The sequence below is a fragment of the Thermostichus sp. MS-CIW-15 genome, from assembly GCF_054060575.1.
On the sequence record NZ_JBSSDI010000051.1, the window covers coordinates 1 to 10,807 of the forward strand.

Genomic DNA, 10,807 nt, shown 5'->3' on the forward strand with positions numbered 1-10,807 from the left:
ACGTGGGCTGATGTGTTGAACCGTGCCAACCTGGGGATGGAAGTGATGCACGAGCGGAATGCGCACAACTTCCCGCTGGACCTGGCGGCGGTGGAAGTGGCGCCGGCCATCCGCGGCTAATCCACTCCTGACCTAGTCGACCAGTCCTTCTTGAATCCCCTGGCAGACGCTGGGGGGTTTTTCTGCTTTTCATAGAACGTAGCCCAGTTGCTCAAGGGAATCGGTGTCCCAAAGGATCTGCCCATCCAGAGCCATTCTCCCCTGCACCGGCATTCCAACTTGAGCCTCTAGGCGTGGGATCAAAGCTGCATCCAGCTCCTCCAAAGCTTGGGGATCCTCGGTTTCGGGCAGGGATCCGACCAGCACCCAGCCCAAGTTGCGGACCTTGGCTTGGCGCATCAGGGCGGCAAAGGCGGTTGCTTGGCTCAGGGCGGCCTCCCGTCGCAGCGTTAAGAGCAGGCTAAACCCCCAAGCATGGGCCAAATCGGCCCAGGTTTGGCCTGGCTCCAGGGGATCGGCGACACTGCCCGGCAGAACCAGGAGGGGATTGGTTGCCCGCTCGCCGATTTGTTGCCAGAGGGCCTTGAGCTGAGCTTCCGAAGGGTTGGGATCCACCCTGAGCTGGACTCAAGGTCTCTGGACCACCTCTTGCCAGGCGCTGGCCACTGCTGCGGCACCATCTGGGCGTGGGTGAGGTGGCTCGCCCCCACCCCGCAAAAGCCGCCATTGCGTCCCGAGGCCCCCCAACCCAGGGATCCCGCCTCCAGCAGACAAGCATGGATGCCATGGTCGCGGGCCAGGTGCAGAGCCGTCGATAGCCCCGTCAATCCTCCCCCCACAATGACCACCTCCGCGCCCACCTGCGCTTGCAAAGGTGCCGGATGCCGCCAGCCGGGATCTGCTATCGTGCTGTCCCAGTAGCTGCCGACCGGGCAGGCAGGATCGTAGGTGCTGGCAGGATAAAGGCCCTTTCTCATACGAGCAATGGGAAGAACATCTTGCTGGGCAACGCCGAAGTGCTCGGTACCGCTGAGGCGACCGGTCGCAGGACAAGTGCTGAAGGGGATCCCCTCACTCCTGGGCAACGCTGTCGCAACCGGCAGCAGCGGCCTCCATATCGGCAGGGGTATTGCAGTCCAGGAAGATCTCAGGAGTGTAGAGCTCCACCTCCTGTACCCGCCTGCCCAGATCCTGCAACAACCGGCGCAGGCCCAGGGTTTCTTCTCGGAGATCCAACAGCTTTTCCCGCAAGCGCCTGTCGATCAGGGTAGGGTGCCCCCGTCGTCCTCGATGCACCGGCACAGTAACCCAAGCGCGGTGGCGCAGATGGTACTCCAGCAAGCTGTGGTAGATCCACGCCGGGCGGGGCTGATCCACCGCCGAAATGGCCAGCACCTGAAAATCGGCAGGGACCCCTTCCACCCCTACCCGAATGGAGTGGGTCTTGCCCAGCTCAGGAGCCGGATTGACCAGCACCTCTGCCCCTGCCAAGTGGGGTTGGGCTGCCGCCAAATGCTGGGATCCCAGCACCACCCAGGGTTGAAACCCCGCCTGTCGCCACTGAAAAATCTGGTAAGAGAGCAGGGTTTGCCCGTCTTTCCAGGGCAGAAAGGCTTTCGGCTCTCCCATCCGCGTGGAAAACCCAGCCGCCAAGATCAGCGCATGCAGCTTCGGCTCATTTGCCAAGGAGCTTCACCAGCAGAATGCCAAACAAATATAGAAACGTCACAGCCCCGGCCAAAAGGCTCTGGGTGAGGGGATCCGTCGAAGGGGTGAGAATGGCCCCCGCCACCACCGCGCCCAGAACCACGTAGCGCCAGCCCTTGAACATCTGCTCGGCAGTCACCAGCCCCAGCGCCCCCAGCAGCGCCTGCAAAATCGGCACCTGAAAGGCCAGGCCGGTGCTGAACAGCAGCAGCAGCACAAACTCAAAGTAGCGGTCGATGGACCAAGCCTGATCCACCACCCCTTCGCCGTAGCGAATGAAAAAGTTGAGCGCCGCCGGAATGAGGAGATAGTAGGCAAAGACCAAGCCGGCCACAAAGAGAAGGCTGGATCCCAGCACCACCGGCCCCAGCAGCTTGCGCTCCTTCACGCTCAGCCCCGGCAAGACGAAGCGGGCAATTTGGTAGAGCAAAAAGGGCGTGGCCAGCAATAGCCCCGAGTAGGCTGCCACCTTCACAGAAACGAAAAAATACTCCCCCGGCGCCAGTTGCAAAAAGGTAACCCCCCGAGCGGGCACCTCCAGCAGGGCGACAATGCGATTCACCACGGCAAAGCAAGCGATGATGCAGATCGCCACCGCGATCACGCTGGCCAACAGGCGGCTGCGCAGCTCTTCCAAGTGCTCCATCAAGGTCATCTCGACCTCGTAGGGAAACTCCGGATCCCGCACCCGACCAGGCTCAGGGGCCGCCGCGGCTTGTTCCGGGGACTCGGTCTCAGAGGCAAGGGTCATGGGCCAAGGTGTAACGAGACGTTCCCCGCTATCTTAGCGCTGCCCCCTCTCCAGGGAAAAGCACTTGCCCAACACTCCTCGCCATTGGGCGGTGGCCCAAGCCCGTTAAGGGGATCCCGGGGCCTGAGCAGATGAAACTGGGAAGGGGAGCGGTTGCAGTTTTTAGCGCTTGCCCAAGCCCAGCGCCTTTTCCACCTGCTGGGCGGCATAGGCCATGGCAAAACAGCAGATGAAGTAGATTAGGCCGATAAAAAACAGCACTTCCCGCTGGGTGCCTAGCCAGTTGGGGTTGGTGAACACCACGCGCCCCGCCTGCAGCAGGTCGATGAGGCCGACAATGAACACCAGTGACGTGTCTTTGAAGAGGGTGAGGAACTCGTTCACCAGCGCCGGAACAGCTGCCCGCAACGCCTGGGGCAAAATCACCAGAGCCGTCACTTGAAAGGGGTTCAAGCCCAGCGCCCGTGCCGCTTCTAGCTGGCCCAGCGGGATTGACTGCAGGCCGCCCCGCACGTCCTCGGCCACGTACACGGCTGTAAACAAGATGAAGGCCACCTCCGCCCGGATGATCAGGTTGACGCTGATCCCCCCCAGAAAGAAGGGCACCAACAGCCAGGCGGCAAACAGAATGGTGGTCAGAGGCACCCCCCGCACCAGCTCGATCACCAGCGTGCAGAAGATCCGGATTACCGGCAACGCCCGATTGGCCCGGCCCAACGCCAGCAACACCCCAATGGGGAAGCCGATGATCATGGCGGCTGCCGCCAAGATCAAGGTCAGCAGCAGTCCAGACAGTTGCTCAGCCCGCACTGCCGGCCAATTGGGGCCCAGGTTGCCCAGCAGCAGCTCCAGACAGAGGGGCAAGATCAAGGCCCAAACCCAGATGGAAGCCAGCCGCCAGGATTCCCGTCCGCGACTGAGGGCAATAGCGGCAAAAGTGACGCCAGAGCAAACCGCCAGCCACCCCTGCGACTGGGTTCCCAAAGGCAGGAAAGCGGCCAAGCCCATAGCAGCTCCCAAGAGAATGAGGTAGTGCAGCAGCACACCGCCCCAAGCCCCCCCCGCTACCCCCAAGGTGGCCAGCACAATTCCCAACACCGCCCACACCCGCCACAGTTGGCTGCTGGGGTAGGTGCCGCTGGCAAAGATTTTCAGGTTGGCCGGGATCACTTCCCAGCGGGCTTGGGTGAACGCCCAGTTCCAGAACAGGGAAATTGCCCAGGCCAACACCAAGGCGGAGACCAAGGTGAGCAAGGTGCTCAACCAGGAGTCAAACAGGTTGCGACGCACCCAAGCCAGCGGACTTTGTTTCTCCGTGGGGGGGAGTACCTTTTCTTCTACAAGGGGAGAGGAGAGACTGCTGGGCATGGGTTAGCGCTCCACCAATTTGACGCGGGCATTGAGCCAGTTCATGCCGTAGGAAACCACCAGGTTAAAGGTCAGGTAGGTGGCCATGAGGATGGCGAACATCTCCACCGAACGTCCCGACTGGTTGATGATGGTGCTGCTGATGTTGAACAGATCGGAAAAGCCAACGGCAATGGCCAAGCTGGAGTTTTTAATCAAGGTGAGATACTGAGTGTTCAAGGAGGGGATCATGATCCGCAGGGCCTGGGGCACAATCACCAAGCGAAAGGTTTGCAGCTCCGACAGGCCGACGGCCCGGGCCGCCTCCCACTGCCCCCGCGGCACCGCCAAAAAGGATCCCCGCACCACTTCGGCAATGTAGCAGCCGGTGTAGGTCACCAAGCCCAGCATCATGGCGGTAAACTCCGCCGAAAGCTGGATCCCACCCCGGAAGTTAAAGCGCTCCAGTACCGGGACATCCAGCCGCACCGGCGGCTCTGGGAAGAGCACCCAGCAGGCCACCGCCAGCAGCACCACCCCCGCAGCCACCCACAGGTTCCGCTGCCGGGATCCCAGCTCGGGTCGGCAGACTAGGAGCAGCTTGCGGATCCCCCACCCAGCCGCGATTACAATGGCCAGCGCGGGAACCAGCCAGCCGCTGGGATCCAACCCGGGCAGCTTCACTCCCCGCTGGTTGATAAAGACAAGCCCGCCGATGGAGAGACTGTTGCGCACCCCCGGCAGGGTGAGGATCACCCCCTGGTACCAGAAGATCACGATCAGCAGCACCGGGACATTGCGAAAGATCTCGGTAACAACGGTGGCCAGCTGGCGGGCCAGCCAGTTGCTGGAGAGGCGAGCCATCCCCAGGACAAAGCCCATCGCCGTCGCCAACACAATGCTGACTGCCGACAGCCAGAGGGTGTTCACCGCTCCCACCGCCAGAGCCTTCAGGTAGCTCTCGGAGGGGTCGTAGGGGATCAGCCCCTCGGTGATCCCAAAGTTGGCGGAGTTGTCCAGAAAGCGAAAGCCCAAACTGATGCCCAGGCGGCGCAGGCTGGCGAGGAGATTTTGGGCGAGGATCCCGAACACCAGCAGCACGGCCACGACAAAGGCCACCTGCAGCAGAACTTTTAGGATGCGCTCATCCCGCCACCAGGGGGGGCGAAGGTGGGACTGGTCGGACAGAGAAGTCATGCGGGGCAAGCAAAAATTCAGAGCACAGCAGAGAATAGGGGATCCCTGGCCGGTACTGACCAACCGGGATCCCTGTCCCAGGGGGGGCGATGGCTCCCGGATTTGCGATTAGCGGAAAGGCGGCGCGTACTGGATCCCACCTTTGGTGTAGGGCTGGTTCAAGCCCCGCGGCACGCCCAAGGGGGTCAGGTGGCGGTTGAAGATCTCGCCGTAGTTGCCCACCGCCTTGATGACATTGACCACCCAATCCGGCTTCAGGCCCAGCAGCTCTCCCAGGTTGCCTTCCTGGCCCAAGAAGCGGCGAATGTCGGGATCCTCGGACTTGAGGAACTCGTCCACATTGGCGCTGGTGATCCCCTTTTCTTCTGCATAGAAGAGGGCGTAGACCGTCCAGTTCATAATGTCGGAAAAACTCTCATCTCCGTGGGGAACCAGCGGCCCCAAGGGCTCTTTGGAAATGATCTCCGGCAAGATCACGTGGTCGTCGGGAGAAGCCAAGCTGGCCCGGCGGGAGATGAGGGCGCTTTGGTCGCTGGTGATGGCATCGCAACGGCCCTCTTCGTAGGCGTTGAAAGAGGAATCATCGCCGTCGAAGGTTACTGGCGTAAAGGCAATGCCACGGGCGCGGAAGGTATCCGCCAAGTTCAGCTCAGTGGTGGTGCCGGCAATCACACAGATGGTGGCCCCGTTCAGGTCTTCCAGCTTTTCCACCCCCAGCGACTTCCGCACCATAAATCCTTGGCCGTCGTAGTAGGTGGTGGGGCCGAAGGTCACCGCCCACTCGCGATCCCGGGTGAGGGTCCAGGTGGTGTTGCGGCTAATCATGTCGACCTCGCCCGACTGAATCGCAGACTGGCGATTGGCCGCCGTCAGGTAGACGTATCGAACCTTGTCCGGATCTCCAAAGAGAGCGGCAGCTACCGCCCGGCAGATGTCGATATCAAAACCCACATACTTGCCTTGGTCATCCAGGTTGCCGAATCCGGGCAGTTGGTTGTTTACCCCACAGATCAACTCGCCCCGAGCCTTGATGCGGTCGGTGAGCGGCCCCAGCTGCGCCCAAGCGGGAAGGGACTGCAGGCCCATAGACAACGCCAGTGCCCCGGCCAAGGGAGCCAATCCGTTCAAATGCTTTATCCAGTTCATAAAATTACCCCATGTCAATCCTCAAGATCTTCGTCGTCAACAGTCGTTCATACACGGCACTTCAACCGAGATACCGTGCCATTGAGTTACACTCCTGCCACACCCCATAGAATGGTTTGCCATAGGCGCCTACGATTTTCTCAAAGCCTTACATGTCAGGGCGTATGGAAATGTTGCAGAGGCTACGGTTGTGGCTCGGCCAGTTCTGCCATGGTACCCATGCCTGCTTTGGTGAAACTTAGGGAGTCACCCACCCATGCAAGGATCCCCGCACATAAGGTCTTCACTCTCTCCGCAAAGTGCAGCCAGCGCTGACATTATCCAATGCGAAGATGTTCACAAATGGTACGGCGATTTCCACGTCCTCAAGGGCATTACCACCCGCATCCGCCGCGGAGAGGTGGTGGTGGTCTGTGGGCCTTCAGGCTCGGGCAAGTCAACGTTTATTCGCACGTTGAACCGCTTAGAAGAACACCAGAGAGGGCGCATTGTGGTAAATGGCATTGAGCTAACCAGCGACCTACGCAACATCGATGCCATTCGCCGCGAGGTGGGCATGGTTTTTCAACAGTTCAACCTGTTTCCCCATCTCACGGTTTTGCAAAATGTAACCCTTGGCCCAATCCACGTGAAAAAGATGAAAAAAAGTGAGGCGATAGAGCGGGCTATGGAACTGCTAAGCCGCGTGGGGATCGCCGAGCAAGCAGAAAAATACCCGGGGCAACTTTCGGGGGGGCAGCAGCAGCGGGTGGCGATTGCCCGCGCCTTGGCCATGAATCCGGCGGTGATGCTCTTCGATGAGCCCACCTCGGCCTTGGATCCAGAGATGATCAAGGAGGTGCTGGACGTGATGCGGGAGTTGGCCCGCTCGGGGATGACCATGGTGTGTGTAACCCACGAGATGGGCTTTGCCCGCGAGGTGGCGGATCGGATTATCTTCTTCGACCGCGGCAAGATCGTGGAGGAAAACACCCCCCAAGAGTTTTTCAGCAATCCGAAAGAAGAGCGCTCCCGCCTGTTTTTATCCCAGATCCTTTCCCACTAGCGAGTCCTTCAGAAGGGGGTGAGGCGTGCCAGAAAAGCCCCCTCCGGCTCTTGATAGACAATCTGCCCCTGCCAGCCGTTGGCGTGGGCACACTGCAGCAGGGTTTCCGGATCTACAAATAGCCAGGGAAAGGGATCCCCCCGCTGGCCGTTGTACTCGGCTACAAAGTTCACTACCTTGGCTTTTGCCTCGCTCCCTTCCTGCCAATCTTCTGAGCCACCTGCTTCGAGGTGGGCAGGAGCGGCCAGCTTGCCAGAGGGATCTTCCAAGTTTTCTAAACGCCCTCCCTCTTCTGCCGGCAGATTCCGCAGATCTGCGAGGTCGCTGGCATCGCTCAAATCGGTGGAATCCAGGAGCAACTGGCCAGTGGGCTGAACCCAGTGGCGAGCCAGGCGCAAAAAACGCTCCAAGCCCGACAGGGATCCCGCCAAGCCGACGCCGTTCATCAGCAGGAGTAGGGTATCGAAGGGCTCTCCTGGCCCCGCCCAGTGGAAAAGATCGGCGGCAATGCGGCAACACACCCCCCGCTCTGCCATAATCTGCAAAGCCACAGGGGAGCGATCCAAGGCAGCCACGGCCAATCCTTCCTCCTGCAGCAGCAGGCTGTGGCGGCCCGTGCCGGCGCCGATGTCTAGCACCCGACCGCGGCATAGATCCAAAGCCATGGCCTCCACCTCCGGCAGCTCCTGGGTGAAGAACACCTCTGGGGAGACCACCTGGGGCTCTTCCGCCAACGGGATCCCCTCCAGGCCGTAGGCATGCAAGAGCAGGGATCCCTTGGCCTCTCCTCGGTGCCAGTCCCATAGGGCTTGCTCTAAGGGATCCTGAAGTGGGTAATTCTCGACAGCCTTTATCATGGAAGGGGAAAGCTAAACCGTTGACCCGATGGCCATCGTCGCCTTTCTTTACGGTGCCGCTATCGTCCTTTTGCTGATTGCAGCAGTGGTTTGGGCAACATCTCGGCAGTTCAATGTGGAGACCGAGACGCAGATCGGCACCTCGCCAGAAGAGCCCTCCGAGACCTCATCCGTTCCCATTTCCATTGTGGAGCAGCTAGAGCGCCAATACCGCAACAGCCCTTCCTACCGTCCCGATCCGTGACATACTCCCGCACTCATGCTGATGCATAGTCGGAGATCCTTAGAGATCCTTGGAAAGATGACTTTTGAGGATTCCTGAGGATACAAGCAGTGTCTTTGCTGGCCAAAAGCTAGCGTTTTCTCTCTATATATGGTTGCCAAGTCTCCACCACCCATTGTCTACATTGCCTTGGGGCTATTGCTACTCTGGGGCGGTCATCGTGCTTGGCAGGCGGGCTATGTTCGCTGGCCGGAAGGCATTTCTCTACCGCCAGTATCGCTGCCAGGGTTGGGGGGTGGAGCACAAGATCTGCTCCTGACCAGCGGCGAGCGCACCTTGTTTGCCGATAGCAGTCCCGCTGCCGTTGCCGCTGCAGAGCTGTTGCGCCAAGGTAACCTCAGCGCAGCCATCTCGGTGTTGGAAATGGGTCTGCAAAGCAACCGCAACGACCCGGAAGCTCGCATTTTCTTGAACAACGCCCGCGCCCAGCAGCAAGGCAGTCCCTTGAGCCTGGCGGTGGTGGTGCCCATCTCCAGCAACCCCAACCGCGCCAAAGAGACCCTGCGGGGGGTGGCACAAGCTCAGGAGGAGCTTTTCCAACAGGGGGGAATCGGAGGACGGCTGCTGCGGGTAGTGATTGCCGACGATGGCGATAACCCTGAGCGAGCAGCAGCGGTGGCCAAAGCCCTGGTGGCGCAGCCTGAGATCTTGGGGGTGATTGGCCATAACACCAGCGATGCCACCCTGGCTGCAGCCGAGGTTTATCAGCCTGCCGGCTTGGCGATGATCTCCTCCACCTCCACCAGCACTCGCATCAGCATGCTGGGGGATGCCATTTTTCGCACCGTGCCCTCGGATCAAGTGGCCGGCACGCAACTGGCCCGTTATGCTCTCAACACGTTGCGGCTGCAAAGGGTGGTCATCTTCTACAACCCCAACAGCGCTTACAGTACCAGCCTGCGGGACGCCTTTGCCTCCACCCTGACCAGCGAAGGGGGCATCGTGCTGGCGGAGTTCGACTTATCGGCGTCGGACTTCAACCCCCAGGCCAGCCTGCAAAGGGCCGTCGGCCAAGGAGCCCAGGTAGCTTTTTTAGCTCCCACGGCTTCCGTAGCCGAAAAAGCGCTGGCCGTAGCCCGCGAGAACGCTGTAGCTGGTAAGCCCCTTGCTCTTCTGGGCGGCGATGTGCTCTTCAGCCTCACCACATTGCAAGAAGGGGGAGCAGCGGTAGAGGGCTTGGTGGTGGCGGTACCCTGGCATCCCCAGGTGCCGCGCAACCGCGAGTTTGCCCAGAAGGCAGCCCAGCTCTGGGGAGGGCAGGTGAGCTGGCGCACCGCTCTGGCTTATGATGCCACCCGGGTTTTCTTGCAAGCTTTCAGCCAAGGAGCCACCAGCCGCAGCGCTGTTCTCGCCGCCCTGGGCGACCCGAACTTCCGCTTGCCGGACGGCGCTTCCGGAGAAGTGCGCTTCTTGCCCTCCGGCGACCGCAATGCTCCCCATGTGCTGGTGCGGGTTGAGCCCGGCAACCGCTCCGGTACCGGCTACGATTTTGTGCCTCTCCCCTAGGGATCCCGGCAGACGCTACAGTGGGGGATGCTCTCAATCTCCTCAGAATCGAATGGATCCCATGCCCACTCGGATCACAGCCTGCTTTCAGGCGCTGCGCAGCCGTGGTGAAAAAGCCCTCATCCCCTACCTCACCGCTGGGGATCCCAACTTGGAAACCACCTTTGAGGCTTTGCAGGTTCTGGATCAGAGCGGCGCCGATCTTATCGAGCTGGGGGTACCCTACTCGGATCCCTTGGCGGATGGGCCGGTGATCCAAGCAGCAGCCACCCGCGCCCTCAGTCGGGGAGTCACTTTGGGCGCCATTCTACAAGGCTTGCGCTGTCTCTCGCTGCAGGCCCCCCTGATCCTGTTCACCTACTACAACCCCATCCACCAGCTCGGCATCCCCAACTTTCTGCATCAACTGCGGCAGGCCGGCTGTGCCGGCTTGGTCGTCCCCGATCTGCCTCTGGAAGAGGCGGGATCCCTGCGACAAGCAGCCCAGGCCGAAGAGATCGACCTCATCCTGCTGGTGGCCCCCACCAGCCCCCCGGAGCGCATGCGCCGCATTGCCTAGCAGTCCAGTGGCTTTGTCTACTTGGTCAGCACCACCGGCGTTACCGGCGAACGGGCCACCCTGGAAAAGCGGATCCCGGCTTTGCTGCAGCAACTGCGCCAACAAACCCCCCTGCCGATTGGGGTGGGCTTCGGCATCTCCACTCCCGACCAGGCCCGCCAGATCGCTCTCTGGGGAGCAGATGCGGCGATTGTGGGCAGCGCATTTGTGCAACGGCTGGCCAAAGCCCCCACGCCTGAAGAAGGACTGCAACAAATAGCTCACTTTTGTCGAGCCCTCAAAGCGGCCCTGCAAGAGGTGACCACTCCAGAGTGTTACAGCCTGTTAAGGACTCAAGGGGTACAATAGCAGCACTTAGCAAACCAACTTCGGAAGGAGGATGGATTGATCAGTAGTAAAGAAGTCTTCA

The 10,807-nt window shown here is 60.7% G+C and carries 11 protein-coding genes and 2 pseudogenes; 5 read left to right on the plus strand and 8 right to left on the minus strand.

The window, feature by feature from the left end; all coding sequences use genetic code 11:
• A pseudogene (locus ACVW0R_RS12900) lies at positions 1-120 on the plus strand (photosystem II q(b) protein); the annotation flags it as partial.
• 69 nt (positions 121-189) lie between these two features.
• On the opposite strand, the gene ACVW0R_RS12905 reads toward ACVW0R_RS12900, so the two are convergent.
• The 7 genes from ACVW0R_RS12905 to ACVW0R_RS12935 form a co-directional block, all read right to left on the minus strand.
• Positions 190-567, minus strand: coding sequence for a hypothetical protein (locus tag ACVW0R_RS12905; RefSeq protein WP_457502164.1), 378 nt, complete (start codon positions 565-567; stop codon positions 190-192).
• A complete protein-coding gene (locus tag ACVW0R_RS12910) occupies positions 450-977 on the minus strand; it encodes an NAD(P)/FAD-dependent oxidoreductase (protein ID WP_457502165.1) in 528 nt (175 codons plus the stop codon). The genes ACVW0R_RS12905 and ACVW0R_RS12910 overlap by 118 nt, the downstream gene beginning before the upstream one ends.
• Positions 978-1,071: 94 nt before the next feature.
• Positions 1,072-1,686: a nucleotidyltransferase family protein gene (locus ACVW0R_RS12915; protein WP_457502161.1), complete on the minus strand. Its 615-nt coding sequence runs from the start codon at positions 1,684-1,686 to the stop codon at positions 1,072-1,074.
• A complete protein-coding gene (gene tatC, locus ACVW0R_RS12920) occupies positions 1,676-2,458 on the minus strand; it encodes a twin-arginine translocase subunit TatC (RefSeq protein ID WP_011432564.1) in 783 nt (260 codons plus the stop codon). The genes ACVW0R_RS12915 and tatC overlap by 11 nt, the downstream gene beginning before the upstream one ends.
• A 162-nt stretch (positions 2,459-2,620) precedes the next feature.
• The gene (locus ACVW0R_RS12925; protein ID WP_457393182.1) at positions 2,621-3,826 is read right to left on the minus strand and encodes an amino acid ABC transporter permease; all 1,206 of its coding nucleotides are present in this window, start codon (positions 3,824-3,826) and stop codon (positions 2,621-2,623) included.
• A gap of 3 nt (positions 3,827-3,829) precedes the next feature.
• A complete protein-coding gene (locus ACVW0R_RS12930) occupies positions 3,830-5,002 on the minus strand; it encodes an amino acid ABC transporter permease (protein WP_457502162.1) in 1,173 nt (390 codons plus the stop codon).
• A gap of 108 nt (positions 5,003-5,110) precedes the next feature.
• Positions 5,111-6,148: an amino acid ABC transporter substrate-binding protein gene (locus tag ACVW0R_RS12935; protein WP_414419060.1), complete on the minus strand. Its 1,038-nt coding sequence runs from the start codon at positions 6,146-6,148 to the stop codon at positions 5,111-5,113.
• 256 nt (positions 6,149-6,404) lie between these two features.
• On the opposite strand from ACVW0R_RS12935, the gene ACVW0R_RS12940 reads away from it, so the two are divergent.
• Entirely contained in the window at positions 6,405-7,193 is a 789-nt protein-coding gene (locus ACVW0R_RS12940) for an amino acid ABC transporter ATP-binding protein (RefSeq protein WP_011430145.1), read from the plus strand.
• 8 nt (positions 7,194-7,201) lie between these two features.
• Here ACVW0R_RS12940 and ACVW0R_RS12945 read toward each other — a convergent pair whose 3' ends face one another.
• Positions 7,202-8,050, minus strand: coding sequence for a class I SAM-dependent methyltransferase (locus ACVW0R_RS12945; RefSeq protein WP_011430146.1), 849 nt, complete (start codon positions 8,048-8,050; stop codon positions 7,202-7,204).
• Positions 8,051-8,078: 28 nt separating this feature from the next.
• Here ACVW0R_RS12945 and ACVW0R_RS12950 point away from each other — a divergent pair, with 28 nt between their 5' ends.
• The 3 genes and pseudogenes from ACVW0R_RS12950 to trpA all read left to right on the plus strand — a co-directional run bounded on the left by ACVW0R_RS12950 (position 8,079) and on the right by trpA (position 10,746).
• On the plus strand, positions 8,079-8,294 hold the full coding sequence (locus tag ACVW0R_RS12950; RefSeq protein WP_011430147.1) for a hypothetical protein: 216 nt from the start codon (positions 8,079-8,081) through the stop codon (positions 8,292-8,294).
• A gap of 129 nt (positions 8,295-8,423) precedes the next feature.
• On the plus strand, positions 8,424-9,839 hold the full coding sequence (locus tag ACVW0R_RS12955; protein ID WP_457502163.1) for an ABC transporter substrate-binding protein: 1,416 nt from the start codon (positions 8,424-8,426) through the stop codon (positions 9,837-9,839).
• A gap of 61 nt (positions 9,840-9,900) precedes the next feature.
• A pseudogene (trpA, locus tag ACVW0R_RS12960) lies at positions 9,901-10,746 on the plus strand (tryptophan synthase subunit alpha).
• The last annotated feature ends 61 nt before the right edge of the window (positions 10,747-10,807 follow it).